This is a genomic window from Chryseobacterium angstadtii (assembly GCF_001045465.1).
In the GTDB taxonomy this organism is placed as follows: Bacteria; Bacteroidota; Bacteroidia; order Flavobacteriales; family Weeksellaceae; genus Chryseobacterium; species Chryseobacterium angstadtii.
Map to the genome: position 1 here is coordinate 55,115 of NZ_LFND01000004.1, position 19,199 is coordinate 74,313.

General features: G+C 39.6%; 15 protein-coding genes and 1 pseudogene. 3 read left to right on the forward strand and 13 right to left on the reverse strand.

The genetic code is table 11. The features are described 5' to 3' along the window. Positions 1-75 precede the first annotated feature (75 nt). Positions 76-477, forward strand: coding sequence for a DoxX family protein (locus ACM46_RS13600; protein WP_048507228.1), 402 nt, complete (start codon positions 76-78; stop codon positions 475-477). Between the two features lie 84 nt (positions 478-561). Here the strand turns inward: ACM46_RS13600 and mug are convergent, their stop codons facing one another. Next, a complete protein-coding gene (gene mug, locus ACM46_RS13605) occupies positions 562-1,062 on the reverse strand; it encodes a G/U mismatch-specific DNA glycosylase (RefSeq protein WP_048507229.1) in 501 nt (166 codons plus the stop codon). A 179-nt stretch (positions 1,063-1,241) separates the two neighbouring features. Here mug and ACM46_RS13610 point away from each other — a divergent pair, with 179 nt between their 5' ends. Next, entirely contained in the window at positions 1,242-1,544 is a 303-nt protein-coding gene (locus ACM46_RS13610) for a hypothetical protein (protein WP_048507230.1), read from the forward strand. 127 nt (positions 1,545-1,671) lie between these two features. On the opposite strand, the gene ACM46_RS13615 is transcribed toward ACM46_RS13610, so the two are convergent. From ACM46_RS13615 to ACM46_RS13655, 9 genes are all read right to left on the reverse strand, one after another. Further along, entirely contained in the window at positions 1,672-2,034 is a 363-nt protein-coding gene (locus ACM46_RS13615) for a response regulator (protein WP_048507231.1), read from the reverse strand. A 40-nt stretch (positions 2,035-2,074) separates the two neighbouring features. After that, positions 2,075-2,647, reverse strand: coding sequence for a chemotaxis protein CheB (locus ACM46_RS13620; RefSeq protein WP_048507232.1), 573 nt, complete (start codon positions 2,645-2,647; stop codon positions 2,075-2,077). 6 nt (positions 2,648-2,653) lie between these two features. Further along, entirely contained in the window at positions 2,654-3,484 is an 831-nt protein-coding gene (locus ACM46_RS13625; protein WP_048507233.1) for a CheR family methyltransferase, read from the reverse strand. Further along, positions 3,485-3,850: a response regulator gene (locus ACM46_RS13630; protein WP_048507234.1), complete on the reverse strand. Its 366-nt coding sequence runs from the start codon at positions 3,848-3,850 to the stop codon at positions 3,485-3,487. Next, positions 3,851-7,462, reverse strand: a complete 3,612-nt coding sequence (locus ACM46_RS13635; RefSeq protein ID WP_048507235.1) for a response regulator — start codon at positions 7,460-7,462, stop codon at positions 3,851-3,853. 4 nt (positions 7,463-7,466) lie between these two features. Then, the gene (locus ACM46_RS13640) at positions 7,467-8,942 is read right to left on the reverse strand and encodes a hybrid sensor histidine kinase/response regulator (RefSeq protein WP_048507236.1); all 1,476 of its coding nucleotides are present in this window, start codon (positions 8,940-8,942) and stop codon (positions 7,467-7,469) included. A gap of 227 nt (positions 8,943-9,169) precedes the next feature. Continuing rightward, positions 9,170-9,514, reverse strand: coding sequence for a hypothetical protein (locus tag ACM46_RS13645; RefSeq protein WP_131707592.1), 345 nt, complete (start codon positions 9,512-9,514; stop codon positions 9,170-9,172). An 81-nt stretch (positions 9,515-9,595) separates the two neighbouring features. Then, positions 9,596-11,398, reverse strand: coding sequence for a serine hydrolase domain-containing protein (locus ACM46_RS13650; RefSeq protein ID WP_048507238.1), 1,803 nt, complete (start codon positions 11,396-11,398; stop codon positions 9,596-9,598). 440 nt (positions 11,399-11,838) lie between these two features. Next, on the reverse strand, positions 11,839-12,798 hold the full coding sequence (locus tag ACM46_RS13655) for a helix-turn-helix domain-containing protein (protein WP_048507239.1): 960 nt from the start codon (positions 12,796-12,798) through the stop codon (positions 11,839-11,841). 93 nt (positions 12,799-12,891) lie between these two features. Between ACM46_RS13655 and ACM46_RS13660 the strand changes: the two are divergent. Then, a pseudogene (locus ACM46_RS13660) lies at positions 12,892-14,019 on the forward strand (FAD-dependent oxidoreductase). Between the two features lie 392 nt (positions 14,020-14,411). On the opposite strand, the gene ACM46_RS13665 reads toward ACM46_RS13660, so the two are convergent. The 3 genes from ACM46_RS13665 to ACM46_RS13675 are packed head-to-tail and all read right to left on the reverse strand — an operon-like array spanning position 14,412 to position 19,044. Then, positions 14,412-14,753 carry a hypothetical protein gene (locus ACM46_RS13665; RefSeq protein WP_131707593.1) on the reverse strand — a complete coding sequence of 114 codons (342 nt, stop codon included), beginning with the start codon at positions 14,751-14,753 and terminating at the stop codon, positions 14,412-14,414. A gap of 24 nt (positions 14,754-14,777) precedes the next feature. Further along, positions 14,778-17,033 (reverse strand): hypothetical protein, encoded by a 2,256-nt coding sequence (locus ACM46_RS13670; RefSeq protein ID WP_048507241.1) that lies wholly within the window; start codon positions 17,031-17,033, stop codon positions 14,778-14,780. Between the two features lie 28 nt (positions 17,034-17,061). Further along, a complete protein-coding gene (locus tag ACM46_RS13675) occupies positions 17,062-19,044 on the reverse strand; it encodes a hypothetical protein (RefSeq protein WP_131707594.1) in 1,983 nt (660 codons plus the stop codon). Between the last annotated feature and the right edge of the window lie 155 nt (positions 19,045-19,199).

Below are 19,199 nucleotides of genomic sequence, written 5' to 3' on the forward strand. Positions count from 1 at the left end.
CCTTGTCAAGGTTCGAAACCTTGACAAGGATATTCTACTACCTCTAATATAATAATAGTAATAACAAACAACAACATGAACAGAAACATTGATTTAGGAATTCTTATCACCAGAATAGCTATCGGATTTCCGATGCTGGTTTATGGTATCAGCAAACTCATCCACGGAGTTGGGTTTATAGAAAATATGATGGTAGAGAAAAATCTCCCTTCATTCCTCGCATATGGAGTATTTATGGGAGAAATTATTGCTCCGGTAATGATTATTGCAGGGCTCCGGATAAGGCTGGCGGGATTGGTTTTTGCCGCCAACTGTTTTACAGCCATTGTCCTTGCACAAACCGGCAGCCTATTCAAACTTAATGAATTTGGCGGCTGGGCACTGGAACTGCTTGCGATTTATCTTTTGGTTGGACTCAGTTTCTTTTTTACAGGAGCCGGAAAGTATGCTATTTCTAAGGGACACCAATGGGATTAAACCTATTGCAGAACAAAGAAATTTAATAAAAAGACTGTCTTTAAAGGCGGTCTTTTTTATGATGATTCACCAATATACTGACGGTTATTTTTGAATTTCGGCAGACAATCTGCTGTAAAATTCAACCAGATCATCAAGGGAAAATCCACGGTTCAAACCGCTGGTATTGGGCAGAACCCAAACTTTGGAACCACAAAAATCTTCGGATTGCGGGCCCCATGAAATCTGTTTCTTTTTAGAGAAAGCCTGGTAAGCGGCCTTACCGAGAAATACAAGATATCTGGGACGAAACTCTGTTACTTTTGTTTTAAAAAGCTCTAAGGAACTGTCAAATTCATCTTTTGAAAGTTCATCAGCACGAGAAGTTGCCCTTGCTACCGCTGTTGTGAGCCCCAATCCGAAATCTAAGATACTTCTATCGTTCTCCGCTTCAATCTGGTAAGGTGTAAATCCTGCCTGATGGAGAACTTTCCAGAAACGGTTGCTCCTTCCGGAAAAGTGATATCCGTCCTGAGCAGATTTCAGCCCCGGATTGATTCCACAAAATATAACGGTAAGATCTTTGGCAATAATATCTTTTAACATGGTAAGCGATGATGTGATTTAACAGTCAGAATTTTTGTAACAAATTCTATGGAAGCAAGATAGTATTAATTTTAAAATATTCAATGTTCATCATTCTTTTCATTTATTACGCATAAAAAAATCATTTAACAAAATAATTATGGCATGAATATTATTGTATACAGTACAAATACACCAAGATGGAGAATATGCTAGACCATATAGATCTGATACACCGGTATCTATCTGCTTATATAGCTGATCAGTTCCGGGTGAATATAGATCTGGAAGGTGAATATACTTTTACCCAGAATATCGTATCTAAAAAGGCAATCATTGCCACTACATTTACGAAGAAAATATTTTCGGACCCTCAGTTGAAATTATTTTTAGCCGCAATAATTGCTGAAATTAACAGCGGTAAATGTACAATTGAACTCATCCGGGAAAGAATAAGACATTTTGAAGCAGCCAAAGGGCAGCCGGCCAGAAGAATTATTTAACCTGTGTTCAGGTTAAGAAAATAAATAGAATGCAGATAGAAGCCAGAGGTTAGTAGCTCTTGTTTTCCTGAGTATCCTTGTCAAGATCCAGAATCTTGACAAGGATATTTTTTTAGCAGATAAAATGCTATTTCAGATATTTAGCCACCTTGTCTTCCAGATCATCCAGATTAAACGGTTTTGCCACGTAATCATCCGCCTGAGCTTCTTCTGCCAGCCTTACGATATCGTTATTGGCGGTAACATAAATCACAGGAATGGATTTGAATTCGTCATGACTTTTTAAAAGCTGAGTGGCCTCTACTCCACCAATCTTGGGTATCCAGTTATCCATAAGAATAACGTCCGGCTGAAACCTGGATACTTTTTCCAATATATCATGAGATGTTTCTGAAATTTCGACCTGATAACCATTCTCTTCGAAAATGATGGTAATTACCTCTAAAATAGTTGTATCATCATCAAAAATCAAAATTTTCTTTGTACTCATAGTTGTTTCTATTTAAATCTTAAAGTTTTTTAATTCTTATTTACAGCTGATTGATATAATCGGCCAAATTATCGGGCTTGATAATGAGATCATAGTCTACTTCCTGTACGGCATGTCTGGGCATATAATCTACCTCTGCCGTTTCAGGTTCCTGGATCCATACCTGCCCATTGTTGTTTTTAATACAGCCCAAACCTTCCACTCCGTCGGCATTCGCCCCTGATAACAAAATGCCTACAAGATTTTCTCCGTAGATTTCTGCCGCAGATTTGAACGTCACATCAATTGAAGGCCGCGAATAATTCATTTTTTCCGAAAAATCCAGAGACATCATCTTTTTATCTTCGAATAATAAATGATAATCCGCAGGAACTATATATATTTTATTAACCTGAATCTCTGTTTTATCGTCCACTTCAATCACTTCCATCGGTACAAACTGCTGCAATAAAGTCTGAAGAACGTTTGTTGAGGATGCTTTACGGTGTAAAACAAATACCATGGTGAAACTCAGTTCGGTTTTTAAATTTTTAAGCATTTCCAGAATGACCTGCAGACTTCCTGCGGACCCTCCTATCACTACCAATTCGGTTTTTGTGTTTTTTGTTTCCATATCCAGTTACATATGTTCTGTTTTCTTCCAGATCCTCTGATCATCTACCTGATGATAGGTTTTTCCCAGTTTCGAAAATCTTAAAGTCTCTTTTGAGCCCAAAGCCAGATAGCCCAGATTTTCAAGGCTGTTATCAAAAAGCTGGAATACACGCTCCTGCAGTTCCCTGTCGAAATAAATCAGAACATTTCTGCAGATAATCAGCTGAAAACTGTTGAAAGAACTGTCTGAAACCAGATTATGAGTTGAAAGAATCAGCTTTTCCTGTAAACTTTTATCAAATTTTACACTGTCGTAATTCGCGGTATAATAGTCTGAGAAGTCTTTTTTGCCCCCGGACAAAATGTAGTTTTCAGAATAAAGTTTCATCTGCTGTAGCGGAAAAACGCCTGCCCGCGCAGTTTCCAGAACAGAAGGATTCAGATCTGTACCGTAAATGAGGGATTTGTGATACAGATTGGCTTCTTTAAGCAATATGGCCATGGAATAAGCTTCTTCCCCGGTAGAGCAGCCCGCCACCCATATTCTTATCAGCGGATAAGTTCCCAGCTGCGGTAAAATCTTTTCTCTCAGCTTTTTGAAGAAAAGCGGATCCCTGAACATTTCTGTAACATTCACGGTAATTTCTTCTACAAAACGTTTCAGGTATTCAGGATCATTCATGACCGTATATCTCAGTTCTGCAAAACTGGTGAATCTGTCTATCAGACATATCCTGTTGACCCTGCGTTTAAATGAAGCTCTGCTATACTCTGAAAAATCATATCCATACATTTCATAGACATCTTTAATCAAGTATTCTACTTCTTCATCTTTTACGATACTTGGTTCCAGCATTTATGAAATTTTTTCGATAGCGGCTATTAACTGGTCTACGTCAATGGGTTTAGAGACATAGTCCTGAGCTCCCACATCCAGGCATTTCTGGCGGTCTTCCGGCATGGCCTGAGCGGTAACGGCAATGACCGGGACCTGGCTTATTGACGGCGTATTTCTAATCATCCTGATGGCTTCATACCCATCCATCTCAGGCATCATCATATCCATAAGGACGATGTCTATCGTATTTTCCTGCAATATCTCAATTGCTACTTGGGCCATTGTGCAGCTTTGAATCTGATAGCCTCTCGATTTCAGCGTCAGTTTCAGAGCAAATATATTTCGCGGATCATCGTCCACGATTAAAATTTTCTTATTCATCATTTAACTTTCATATAACCAGACACGCAGTAAAGACAATAGCTGATCTATATCCACAGGTTTTGAGATATAGTCTGAAGCTCCTGCTACAATACATTTTTCGCGGTCTCCAATCATGGATTTTGCGGTAACGGCAATAATAGGAAGCTTGGCAAATACCGGCATTTTTCTGATCTCTTTTATGGTTTCATAGCCATCCATCTCCGGCATCATCATATCCATTAAAATAACATCTATATCCTTGTGCTCCTTCATCTGCTGAAGAGCATGTTTTCCATCCATAGCCACCACAACCTCTACTTTATATTTTTCCAGCGCTTTCGTCAGGGAGAAAATATTCCTTACATCATCATCGGTAATCAGGATTTTTTTCCCGCTCAGTACTTCCGTCAGCGAACCCAGAGCTTTGTTTCTTGCGGTTTCCACAGAATTGTTTTTTTCTTCCACCAAATGTAAGAATAAACCTACTTCGTCTAAAATTCTTTCGTAAGAATGAGCCGTTTTTACGACAATGGAATCTGCATATTGTTTGATTTTAAGCTCTTCGGATTTAGATAAACCGTGTTCTGTAAAAATAATGATCGGCAGGTTTTCCAGTCCTTCATAACTTTTAATGGATTCAATGACTTTGTATTCGTTGCTTTTTGAATCTCCGATATCCAGAATCACACAGTCGATATCGTCTGAAGTTAATGCTTTCACACTGTCTTCCACATTATTTTCTACCGATAATGAAATATTGAAATTACTCAGATAGTATGAAAGGGCTTTAGCATGTTTCGCATTATGCTCTACAATCAAAACCTTTTGGGGAGACATCTGAAGGGCATTTTCAATTTTTTTGAAAACATCCGTCATTTTATCAAGGGCCAGCGGTTTATTAATGAAATCAATAGCTCCTTTCATCAAACTTTCCTTTTCAAGCTGCAAAACAGACATCATGTGTACCGGAATATGCTTGGTGGCCGAATTGGCTTTAAGCTCATCCATCACCTTCCAGCCATCTTTTACAGGCAGCTGTACATCGAGCAGAATAGCCTGCGGATGATACTGAACAGCCGCTGATAGAGCATAATCTCCTCTTACCACTACTACTCCTTTATAATGATTCATACGGGTGTATTTGAGGAGGGCTTTGGCAAAATTGATATCATCTTCTACAATTAATATCACTTTATCTTCTGCTGTAATCCCTTCTCTGTCATCATCCACATCTTCAGGAATCTTCAGGGTCTCAGGATATAAGACCGTTTCTACCTCTGTGTCTTCTAGGATATTCTGAATTTCTTCAACATCTTCACGGATAATATCCACCAGATTCTGATCTGTTTCAGGCTGAACGGGCTCTGCTCCTGCTTTTACAGGAATAACCAGACTGAACTCACTGCCTTCATTCACTTTACTTTTCAGCGTTAATTCTCCTCCGAGTAATCTGGCAATTTCACGGCTTATGGACAGTCCTAATCCGGTACCGCCAAATCTGCGGCGGGTAGAACCGTCTGCCTGCTGGAACGCTTCAAAAATAATAGCCTGCTTTTCTTCCGGAATGCCTATTCCCGTATCTTTTACACTGAAAACAATACAGTCTTTGTTTTGCGTGTGCTTTGCAATATGTAATGTAATGCTTCCCTGTGAAGTAAATTTTATAGCATTGGATAGCAAGTTACGCAATACCTGATCTACACGGAGCCTGTCCGTTTCAATAACTTTTTCTGCGTCTTCCTGAATATGAATATCGAATTTAACCTGTTTTTCCTGAATAATGGGATTGAAAAGACTTTTCAGGTCTCTTACCACATCATTCACGGCTACATTATGATATTCCAGAGTCATTTTACCAGATTCTATCTTGGCGAGATCTAAAATTTCATCGATAAGGGTGAGCAGACTGCTTCCTGAACTCTGAATCACTTTTGCAGATTCTACCTGATCTTCATTCAGGTTTTCGTCCGGATTCTCGGCCATTAATCTGGAAAGAAGAAGGATTGAATTTAATGGAGTTCTCAGCTCATGAGACATATTGGCCAAAAACTCAGATTTGTATTTGGTACTTAAGGCCAGTTCTTCCACTTTTTTCTGGATCTCACTGTTTCTCTGGGCAATCATATGATTTTTTTCCTCGAGAAGCCTTGAGCGTTCTTCCAGTTCTGCATTAGCCTGCATCAGCTCTTCCTGCTGTACTTTCAGTTCCTCTTCGGAGGCCTGAAGTTTTTGGGTCTGGGCTTCCAGCTCCGTATTCAGGTTTTCCAGCTCGGAATGCTGTACCTGTAGTTCTTCCGACTGGGCCTGGGTTTCTTCAAGCAGCTGCTGTTCTTTTTCGCGGCCTTTTGCTGCATTCAAAGCAATTCCGATATTGCGGCTGCATTCCTCGAAATAATCGAGTCTGTCCTGATCAAAATCAGAAGCGGATCCTAATTCCAGTATTCCGATGCAATGACCGTCTGCATGAATCGGGATCAGGAGTATTCCGTTTATTTTTATTCTGCTGCTGGCAAAGCTTACGGCAAAATCGTCTTCATGAAGATTGTTGTAAACCTGCATTTTTTCATTGGTAAAAGCCTGACCTACCATTCCTTCTCCTGGTTCAAAGGTCTTTTTCATGGTATTTTCCAAGCCAAAAGCCGTACTCAACCTAAGTGTTCCTTCATCAAAGAGATATAAAGCTCCATTGATGCATTTCCCATACTCAACAAGCTGGTTTAAAGAAACATCCGAAACTTCTTTCACTGATTTATTACCTACCAGAGATTCATTCAGTAAGGCAAGACCTTTCTGTCTCCAGTCACTTTTATTAATTTTATCAAAAGATTTCTTCAGTGAGTCGGTCATATGATTCAGTGAGTCTACCAGATCTCCAAGATCATCCTCGGAATTGTCTACCACTCTCTGACTGTAATCTCCGTTGGCAACACGGTTGGCAATCTGCTGAATGGCACTTACACGCTTGCTGATCTCAAGATCTTTTGCCCGCAATTCGTTTTCCAGTTTATCTCTGCGAATTAAATCTGCTCTCAGTTTAATATAGAAGAAAACAGTGACTACCACCGCTGCTAATGCCGAAACAATGATGAACATTACGGTTGTACCTGACGAACGGTTCAGATCTTTATTTTTAATTTCAAGCTGGGTTTCTTCGTACTGCACAAAATCGCGGACCGTCTGGCGGCATTTGTCCATATAGCCTTTGCTTGTCAGGATCTGGTCCTGAGTCATTACAATCCCCTTTCGCCTGTTCTGCACAAACTGCTTTAGATTATTGATATTGCTGTTAACGTTTTTCTCTAAAATATTCAAACGCTCCAGCTGAGCTTTATCTGAAATATCCAGAGCTCTTGCGCGTTCTATGGCTTTTGGAAATTCACTTAAACTGCGGTTGTAAGGCTCTAAAAAATTCTCTTTTCCTGTAAGCTGGTAGCCTCTGTTTCCTGTTTCGGCATCCAGTAAAGCAATAAGAACATCTTTGACCGCTGTTACTGAACGCCTGCTTTTGGAAAGACTTTCCCTGTGCTCCATCTGGTTCTGAATACTCAGATAGGAAGCCACTGAACTTGCAATTAAGATGAGTAAAGACAACCCAACTCCGAACTGAAGATTTCTGATTATTTTTTTCGGCATGCGATTAATTTAATGGTAAGGTGAAGTAAAAAGTGGACCCTTCTTCTAATTTACTGGATACTCCGATGGTTCCGTGGTGCTGTTTAATGATCTCGGAACAGATAAACAACCCGATTCCCATTCCCTGAAATTGCAGTGAAGACTCTTCTACACGATAGAATTTACGGAACACGGCATCCTGTTTGAAATCCGGAATTCCTATTCCGAAATCGGTAACACTCACTTTTACTTCCTGTTTTTCTTCGTCTACAAAAGTGGTGACAATAACCTGGTTATTTTGAGGGGAATATTTTATAGCATTGGTCAGAAAGTTGATCAGAACCTGCTCTATGCGTATTTCATCCAGAGGGATCAGGATTTCCGGCTTTATGCCATGTCTTTTTATTCTGACTTTATTTTCGTCGTGGGTCTGTATGATGGTTTCAACGGCATTGCTGATGACGTTCTCCAGACTGGTTGGTTTTCTGTTGATTTTAAGTTTTCCGTTTTCTATTTTGGAAACATCCAGCAGATCTGTAATTAAGGTATTCAGCTTTTCAATCTGGTCCTGTACTTTAACCATAAAACCGGCTTCTGCACTTTGCTTATCCAGTTTTAATTTCCGGTCCAGCAGCTGAACATAGGCTTTGATACTGGTCAATGGTGTTTTCAGTTCGTGGCTGGCAATACTCAGGAATTCGTCCTTTTCTTTTTCCACTTTCTTCTGATCATCAATATCCGTAAAAGTTCCCACCCAGTTTTTAACTCCGTTTTCATCATTTATGGGGGTTATCCGTAAAAGGTGATATCGGTAATCTCCTGAATTTATATTTTTTATTCTGACTTCGAGCTCTAGAGCTTTATTTCTTTTTCTGCAGCGCTCAAACTCATCTCTGATGTTCATGTCATCGGGGTGAACCTCTGGAAAATCTACCGCTGTATCTGAATACTGGTACCATTTAAGATTAACGAACTCAATATTTCCTTCTTCATTCAGGGTAAAGGCGATCTGTGGCAGAGATTCCAGCATAAGCTGAAAATGATCGATCTGCGACTTCATGGTCACCTGTGATTCTCTTCTTCCTTTTACTTCTAGTTCAAGGCTTTCCTGGGTCTTTTTCATGGCAAGATTATGCTCCTGAAAATTGTAGAACGTTTTTACTTTGAGCAGTAAAATTTCCGGATCTACAGGTTTTGTAACATAATCTTTTCCTCCCGAGGCATAGCCTTTGGTGATAAATCTTTTCTCGGTGCTTACAGCCGATAGAAATATAATAGGAACTTCTTTTGTTTTGCTGTAATCGGCTAATGTTTCAGCGACTTCGAATCCATCCATTCCGGGCATCTGCACATCCAGAATAATCAGGGCATAATTATTTTTTATGGCTTTTCCTAATGCCTCTTCTCCGGAATTGGCCGTATCTACCTGAAAATCTTTAGATTCCAGCAGTTTTTTCAGTGAGTAGAGATTGCTTTGGTTATCATCAACAATTAAGATCATAGGATGAATCAGTACTTGGTTGTTGTTTAAGTTTGGTTACGTCAAAAATACTCACAAAATTCCGAAAAACGTTTATTTTTTAATCATTTTACACCCACATACCACACATATATACTTATTAATCAATTTTTAAAAGAAATATTTACAATATTTTTCTAATTATCAAAAAAAATAGAAATTAACAAGATAATCAACATCAATTTTGAGATTTAATTATTCAAAACAATCTAAGACTGTAAGAATCCCAGCCATTCCTGCAATAAGTCTCTGATATCTGCCACAGGAAAAGTTGCTGGCTGCCCATCAATTATAAATTCCGGATAATTGATCTGTAAATCTATATGTTCCAACACTAATGAATCATAGGGCTCCCAATCCGGATCCGGTACTGTATTCAAATAGTAGTTGACTTCCTGCAAAAGAAATTCCGTGCGGGAGATATTTAAATAGTTTAAAAATAAAAGTAGGTTGTTTTCATCAACAATCCCGTTTTTCCAGATACACTGGAAGCCTATTTCTCCATTGGTAGTTACCTTCAGAAATTCCAGCCCGTATTGATCTTTTTTACTCATGATTTCTTTATTTATACCCAATCCTGTTTATTTCCTGATAAAAATAAAAACTGCCTTCGAAATAGGAAAGCAGTTTGTTTTTTATAATGATTTCAGAACCTTTGCCGCGTTTTCATTTTTAGGATTGAGTTCCAAAACTTTCTGATAATTGAGTTTTGCTTTATCCTTTTGTCCGGCTTTCAGATAAGCTTCTCCTAAACTGTCGTAAACATTTTCACTCTTAGGATACAATGCCACATTCACGCGGAAAACGTCAATAGCTTTTGTAAAATCTTTATTCCGCAGCATGGTGTACCCCACTCCGTTCAGATAGCCTTCTGAGAGAAGCTCGTCACCTGCATCTTTAGTTTTTGCATTCTGATAAGCTTCCAGACCTTTTTCAAATTTTCCGTCAAGTACCAGTTCCAAAGGTGTCTTTTCATCTGCTTTCATCTGCGGATCAGTAGATTTGGTTTTTCCATCAGAATAAACCTGTACTATATCTGTTGTACCCGTTTTCGCATTTTTTACAAACCTTACCGTAATGTTCCAGTCACGGAATGCATATTTATTTGTCCCGACTTTAATCATTTCGGCGGGAGCATCTGCGTTACTGTAGGTCATTAATTTTCCGTTTTCAAGATACACCTTATAAAATCCATATTTCCCGTTTCTGTAACGTCCTACCTTGCTGAAATCATCCTGATTTAAAGGTAGCACCTCATAAACCGGCCCATTAAAAGAAGGCCAGTGGTACACTTCTGCCACTGAACGCACCAGTTCTTCTACAAATTCCGGCTTATTGGTATTGGTTAAAACAACAATCCCGTCTCCACTTGTTTTACTGGCAATAAATCTGCTGGAGAAACCTTCGTTCCAGCCTCCGTGAGTAAAATAGGTGTGTGCGCCTCTGTTTTCCAGAAAAATACCCAAGCCCATAAATGGATCAATAAAAGGCGTTGTGAATTGTTCGGCTGTCTTTTTGGAAATAATTTTATGGCTCTTTCCGCTCAATGTATTTTGGACATCAATAACGTATTTGGAGAGGTCTTCAGCGGTAGTCCAAAGACCTGCAGCTGCCTGCTCAGGATAGATATGGTATTTCCCGGGAACCTTTACCCCCTCCTGATTATAAGCAGTCGCGGCATATGGGGACATTGTCTCAGAGATGGGCTGGGAAAAGGTACTGTTTTTCATGTCCAGAGGCGTAAGTACTTTCTCATTCATAATCGTTGCAAAATCTTTTCCTTCCAGATCTATAAGCACCTGCTGTATTACGCAGTATCCTCCACCCGCATAGCGAAAGGGAGTTCCGGGAGCTTTATCTACTAAAACTGCGGGAGAATTGGCAGGCCCTTGACCGTTCAGGACCTGAACCAGTGTAGGAATTGGTTTTCCCGGTTCATAGCCCGCAAATCCACTTACTGTAAGGCCTGCGGTGTGACTGGCTATATTTTTAAAGCTTACTTTTTTCTGTTTTGTAAATTCATTTTCAGGAATTTTCCAGGATTTCAAATAGGAATTGATATCAGCATCTGGATTTATTTTTCCTGCTTCCACTTCTGTTAATGCAGCATATATACTTACGGGTTTACTCATGGATGCGGCCTGAAACAGGGTTTTGGAATTCACCGGAGTTTTGGATTCTACATCGGAAAAACCATAAGTTTTACTCCAGATCACTTTGGAATTTCTGATCACGGCAACACTGACTCCCGGAACATTATAATGTTTCATTCTGGATTCTAAAGTCCATAGATTTCCTCCTTTGAAACGGACTGGAGGCATTAGCCCGGCTTCTACTTTCGAAATTTCGGTATTTAGTTGGGATTGGCTCTGTGCGGATACCGGAACATACATCATTCCAATGATAAGTGCTGTATAGAAGGGAGTTGGGGTTCTCATTTATTTTTAGAAAATTAGTTGGTCAAAAATAGTTAAGTTTTAATTTGTATCGATTAAGTTTATAAGACAAAGTTGTTTAAATTTTCATTTCCATCAAGAATAACACTGAAAGAGCAGATCACATACATTTATCCGATTGATATTCAAATCTTTATAACAAAGTTTTGAAACTATCCCGCGAGACATTTATTATATCCTTTATCATTGCAAAAGCGCAAAGGCGCCAATTATATAAAAAAATACGTTTTTAAGGCGCAAAGATTTTATCTCCGATAAAATTCAATACAGCTGAAAATCTTTGGTTTTCTTGCATCTTAAATATCCATATAACTTAAATCTTGTGTTTTTGAGCTTTTCCAACTATAAAAAATTTAAATGCCTTCGATTTTTTTTAAAATCAACGGAATAGTATTTATAAGACAATATTTACCTTTTATTCATTACATCATGGCATATTGTTTCGGATTCATTCCGGTATGTTCTCTGAATATTTTTGAAAAATGGCTCAGGTTAGTAAAACCAAGTTGATAGCCTACTTCTGAAACGGAATATTTTTTCTCTTGCAGCAAAAGAGCGGCTTCTTTCATCCTGAATTTCTGGTAATAGCTGAATATACTGTCACCAAAAATTTGCTTAAACAGTCGTTTCAGCTTTGTGGAACTCATTCCGGTATCGGTTGCCAGTTCTCCGATGACAGGAGGAATTCCGGGGTGTTCAAGAATCTGATCTCTCACTTTGTAAAGTTTGTCTATATCGTGGCTGTTCAAAGCGTATATGCGTTTTTCATCCCGCTTTTCCAGTTCCATGAGTAATCTGCAGATCATTTCTTCTGCCTTGATTCTCATAAAAAAAAGTTCAAAAGTTTCACCCACTGATTCTGATACCATCTCGTCCACCACTTTCTGCAAAGAAGGATAAATGATCTGCTCAAAAAGGTAAGGTTGGGTATTTTTCAGAAGGCTTTGTAAAATCGGTGACTGATCTGATGCGTTAAATAACTGACTCAGATAATCTGCCTCAACTTCAATATTAATGGTAGAGGTATTGGAGTGAATGGAAATAATTTCATCGGTATGGATGCGGCTGGTTGCAATTAAAACAGAAGGTATTTCCCTGGGACCTTTTCCTGAAGGTAATGAACCTGTCTTAGGAAAAATGTTCTGAAACTTAAAAAATATCATCCTTTTTGAGGTATTCAGGCCAGGATTTTCAATCATTATATTCTCATTCAATTCATAATTACTGATCAGCATGCGAAGATGTTCATTAAAAATAAATCCGGTACAGTATCCGCTGCCGAATTGGGCAGGAATTTCTAATCTTCTGTCCCTGATCTCAGTCCCTAATAATTGAGCCAGTTTTTTAAGAATCTCCGGAATGGTAGCATCATCTTTTTCCATAAAAGTCTTTTACAGCTGTTTTTATGTCTAAAGTAATTATTTTATTTCTAAAATGACCCTCAATTTTGTATCAGAAATAAACAATACAAAATTATGCTCATTAAAAATATCAAAACAGCTATTATTGGTGGAGGTCCGGCTGGTCTTACGCTTGCCAGATTACTCCAGCAAAAAGGTGCAGATGTCACCGTTTACGAAAGAGATCAGAATCCACAAGCCAGAATCTGGGGTGGTACTCTTGATTTACATAAAGGTTCAGGACAAGAAGCCATGAAAAAGGCGGGACTTCTGGATCATTATTATGCCCTTGCTTTACCTATGGGCATCATTATGACCGATCAAAAGGGAGAAGCCTTGTTCACTAAGCATCCCACAGCAGAAAATCGGTATGACAATCCCGAGATCAATAGAAATGCTTTGAGAAAAATGCTCCTCAACAGCCTGACAAGTGATACGGTTATCTGGAATAGAAAATGTACAGGACTTGAACCCGTGGATGGAAAGTGGGTTCTGCATTTTGAAAACGGAACTACGGCGAGTGCAGATCTCGTGATCGGAGCAAACGGCGGAATGTCCGGAATAAGGTCTTATGTTACAGACCATGAAGTACAAGAAACCGGAACAGTGATTATTCAGGGAGATATTCCGTCACCAGAAACAGAGTGTCCGTATTTTTACCGCTTATGTAATGGGAAAAGACTGATGACTGCACATGATGGTAACCTTTTAGTTGCCAATCCCAATAACAATGGGCTGCTGACGTACGGTGTCATTTTTAAAAAGCCTGAAGAATGGACTGATGATGAAACGGAGCTGCACAACTCTGACCGCATGCGTACATTGCTTCTGGAAAGGTTTCAAGACTGGGATGATCGCTATAAAGAACTACTCCTCTCTACCTCATCTTTCTGGTATCTTCCAATCAGAAAATTTCCACTGGACAAACCCTAGAAAAATGACCGTCTGCTCCCCATAACCCTGATAGGAGACGCAGCTCATCTTATGCCTCCTTTTGCCGGTCAGGGCGTAAATACCGGTCTTCTGGATGCATTGATATTATCCGAAAAGCTTACCCATGAAACGTATGAATCGCTGGAGGCTGCCATCAAAAGCTATGAAACAGAAATGTTTATGTATGCCCGGGAAGCGCAATTGGCATCAGCTAAGAACGAAATTGACATGATGCAGCCTGATTTTTCTTTTAAACAACTGATTCAATAGAGAAGTAAATTAAGATACTGAAAGTTATGAGATGCGGGATACGGGTTTGAGAGTCGGAGGGTTTTAGGGTTTGAGAGTTTCGGGAAGTGATGATGAGTGATAAATGATGAGTGATGAGTTATTTGAGGCGTATCTTGGAGTTGGAGGACTTTCACATTTTACTTGCGTAGCAAAATTGACCTTTGACCTTTCTCAATCTCAGCCTTTGCCTCAACCTGGAAATCTTAAACCTTTCTATCCCTAACTTATACAAGCAAGCATTCCAAACGCGTAAATCCGTTTTCCAGATGGCTGAAAAATAACAGACAGGCCCGGAAATACGGATCAGGATTAAAAACAAAAAAACACCCATAGCGGGTGTCTCTTGGCAGATCACTAAAAATTACAGGATTTTAGTTTTCTTTAAGTTTGGATCTCAACTTGGCATTTTCAGTTTTCAACTGATCGTTGATCCTTTTCTGTATATTGATTTCTTCTTCGAGAAGCTTGATTTTTCTTTCTGCCAGATTGGCAAATTCTTTAAATTTCACTTCATAGCGTCCCGCAAGATCATCCAGTGCGTCTTTGTAGAGCTTCACCAGTTTATCTGCATTTTCTATTTCTTTTCCTTCATTATCAGCATCCATTCCTGCGACCTCTGCCTGGATCTTTTTTCTTCCGAAAATAAATCCTGCGATCCCTGTAACAATCAGGCCCAGAAAAGTGCTTATATGTTCTGTTAAAATTTCCTTCATATAATTTTTTATCATTTAGTTTAGTTATTTTTCCGTGACCGGATAGATCCGGATTTCTATAATCCCGACTTCTCCGGCCAGATCTGCCGGTCTGAATTCATACATTCTGTAGATATTAAGAGTCACTGTATCTCCGTCGGTACGTGATGCACGACAGTCTATCGGTTCTTTCCCGTCGAAATAATTGATCTTACTGTTGATCCATACATTTTCATTAAATGCTTCTTTCAGATAGCCTGTGTATTCTCCGGTAGATTTACGTGCCCACTCGATATCACCAATCGTATTTTCAAGTACGATAAATCTCGGCATAAAGTCTTTATCTGTAAATCTTAAAATAGCTCTGTACAGCTTGTAAGGCCTTACTTGTTCCTTTATTTTTTCTTCCACCCATCTTTTCTGAACAAAGGATCTGTCTATGTAGTTTTCCCCATAATAGTCTGTCCCTACAAGCCCGGGACCGTCGTGATTGGACTTAATAGCAATAAAATTAAGTTCAGTACTCATGTTGATATACTTTAGACTATTCCATCCACCGCTCGTAATTGCAACCTGCATAGGATTTATTAAAACATTTGATGCTTCGGAGCTCATGTCAATATATCCATCAACAATTCTTACGTTTGCTGAACCACTATACAATTTACACCCTTCCTCTGTGGACATTTCAATGTTTCCTGTCAGAGGACTTCCCGGTTTGGTTCCGGATAAAGGAATAGAGTCTACCCTGTCTATCCATCCGAACTGCCCGTTTGCATTTCCTACAAATGTTTTATTGAAAGAGCTGTCTCCTACGGGAATTCGTGCAGGATTGATGGAGAAAGTCCCGTTGAATTTCACCCATCTTTCCACAAAGTCTCCGGTAATCAAAGCCAGAGATAATGCTCCTTGCTGAAAACTTCCGAATGTACCTTCATCCGTATTCGTATACTTCACTAAGGTGTTATTGGAATGAATGATCAGTTTATTGGAAATCGCACCATCATTCGTTCCTGCTCCTACCCCTACAAGGATGTTGTTGTTTCCCGTAACCCCTTGTCCTGAATGGGCTCCCAGAATCGTATTCCGGTCTCCCAGGCCTGTTGTATTCCCTGCTTTATGCCCTATTAAGGTGTTGAGCGCTCCGGTAGTTGAATTATATCCGGCTGCAGTTCCTACCATTGTATTTTTAAAACCTGTAGTAGTCTCATGTCCTGTTTCCTCACCCACCATTACATTGTAATTTCCTGAAACGGCCTTTCTTCCGGCATATGCGCCTAAAAATGTATTACACTCTCCTACGGTAAGTTCGCTTCCTGCAAAACTTCCAAAGGCGGCATTACACTCCCCTGTTGTCACTTTTGATAATGAATTATATCCAAAAGAATGGTTGTAGGTTCCTGTATGAGCAGGATTCATATTTCCAAAAAAGTAAGAATAGCTCGTGGGATTCATTCCAAGCATGGCATTCGGTCTTTCTTCACCATCCAAGAATGTAATGGGTTTAGGGCTGTAAAAATCACGGTTTACCACATCCGCTAGGTTAGGTTCCGGAAGTGGCGACCAGAGCGTGAGTCCTCTGTCTTGTCTCAGGTAGTATTTTCCGTCTCTTGAAGGCCTGTCGAGTTTATTTCTTAAAGCTTCTTCAAGACCTTCCACCATTGACATAGACACATTGGAAACTCCTGTATTCAGATAATTGTCTGCGCTGTTTTTCTCATTACCCAGATAGAAATACAGGCTGTATTTCGGTTCTGCATCGGATGAGGGAATAGCAATAATGTCACTTTCTTCATACTCGTATGCTCCTGCATTATTCATGAAGTCCTGCAGCGTGTGTTCTTTTACTTTAAAAATTCTGGTAAGGGCAAGCGCTTCAAGTTTATCGGCCGTAATTTTTCCTTCTGCATTTAAAAACTCATCATTCATCATAAACAAATTGACTGCCTGACTTTTAGAGTGTACATTTCCAACATTTACTCCATCATCTACAGTGGCTATATTGGCCGGAATTCCTTCGATTTCCAACGCACTTTTCCATGCGCCTTTGTCCGTTGCAGACAGGTTGGAAGCATCTCTTTTTGCCAGGAAAGCAGTGTGGGCCTGTGGGTCTGACAGATGAAGCTCGTAAACGGATTTATCTACTTTATTCTGCAACGTGTAGTTCAGATTGGTAATTTTTTCCGCCGGAATGGAATCATCTTTGTGCCAGAATGATGACCATGAAGCCTGGAATTGCTCCTGAGTCGGGAAATCTCCGGTTTCAAAGTAACTGTATATAATATTTAAAGGTATTGACATGTTTTTTTAATTGAATGATGAATGTTTTTTAAAACACATAACAGGATTGTATATTAAAACCGGCATCTGCCCCAATCCCGTCATTATTTAGGGTATTATTGATATAGGAAACCAGAGATAATGCGTCCTCGATTCCTACTTTGGTTCCCACGGCAACTCTTCCGCCATGTTCGACAATCACAGTAAATAAATTTCCGTTTCTGGCCATATTGAAACCGGCAATTACTTCAGTTTCATTTCCGGTAACGAGTGCGGTTACACTATCACCACGTATGGTTTTTGAGTAATTGGCTATGTTGTTGTTATTGATACTTGTCTGAAAGTTGGCATTGTTATTTAAGCTCAGTTCATTGTCTTTATTAATCAAGCCCACGACAATATTCATGGCAGAATTGGCAGCATCTCTTAATCTGAATGTCCCTGAAATACTGAAATTCTGCCCGGCAGGAACCAATTCACTGCTTTTCATTGCTGCTACAACCACCGCTTCCCTGGCAAATGGTTTATTGTAAGGCGAAGCCGTGTAGCTCATAGCACCTCCGGCAACATTGACTACATTCGGGGTATTGGGTGTGAATAATTTTGTTTCCCAGGTAAGGCTGTTCAGATTAATCAGTCTGAGAGTCGCTACCACATTCACGGTCATGGATGTTACATAATATGCCACACCATTCCATAGCCTTAATTTGTAATTTCCTGTAGGGATATTCTTGAAATTAAAGTAGAAGGAGAGATCCAGTCCATTGGTATACAGCTGAATCTGGGAGTTGGGTACCACAGCTACAACAGTAGTTCCGTCATTAGCCATAATCTCCAGGCTGTAGCTGGTTGGATTCAGATTCAGATTGGCGCCTTTTAAGCTGATCCAGTAGTTTTTATCCGAGACATCCACTACAGGAGGTGTGATAAGTGCTACACTCATGGTTCCTGTGCTCCATCCACCATTCATAATGGTTTTTAAATCTGTTTTCTGTGCATCTGTCAGACTGCTCCACAATTCAACTTCTGCATTATAATCCGCAAACATGAAAGGACGTCTTACCGTAGAACTGTTTGTTCCCCAGAATTTTGTACCGTCATAGGTGATCTGATCTTTTCTCGCTTCATAATTGATGTCAAAAGCTGCGGCTGCGGCTCTTACATTTCCCATCAGATGAAGCGAAGCCTGAGGAGATTTCGTTCCGATGCCTAATCCTCCTCCATTGTAGTAGACAGGGCTTGGCATGAAATTGTTTCCATCCCAGTACAGCAGATAGTTTGGATCAGGGTTTATTGCTTTCCAGTCGATGCCTTCACTATGAGTAAAAGCCATATAATTTCCTTCTGTGTAAGGCTTATCCATTTTTCCGGCCAAACTATTCTCAAGTCCTTCCACCATACCGATGGTTATATTGGAAAGACCTGTCGGTAAATAGCTCTTAACTTCTTTTTTATTGCCTCCTTTAAACATATAGAGTGAAAAATTTCCTCTATTGTCCGGAATAGCAATAAAATCATGATCCTCAAACTGATAAGAACCTGAATTAGCGGCAAACGTAGCAATGCTGATTTCTGTAGCTTCAATCAGGGTTGTTATTCCCAGAGCTTCAATCTTTTCAGCCAGGATTTTTTCATCCTCATTCACAAAATCGTCCCAGATCATGTATCGGGTATCGCTCTGCCTTTTGGTGTACACATTTCCCGTTTGATCTCCATTATCTACTGTAGCTATATTATCTGGCAGCTCTCCTACACCCAGAGCAGTTTTCCAGCTTTGGACATTTCCTGCCGTAAGGTTTGAAGCATCTTTTTTTGCCAGATGATCTGCATGAGCATCAGGATTGGAGACATGTAATTCAAAAATATTTTTGTCGGCCTTATTCTGAAGCAGGTTTTCCAGCCCCGCAATTTTTGTGGTAGGAATTACCTCATCTTTGTGCCAGAATGATGACCATGAAGCCTGGAACTGATCCTGGGTAGGAAAATCTCCGGTTTCAAAGTAACTGTATATGGTATTTAATGGTATCGACATTGATTTATATTTTTTGTTTAATAAGGGATCCCCGGTTTCAAAATGCATCGAAGCTAACCGATGTAAAAAGCCATGAATCGACCTGTTCAATTTTAGAAATGTTTAAGAAAATATTCGGCGGGCATCTTTTCAGGATGTGTTTTATCCTTTATGAT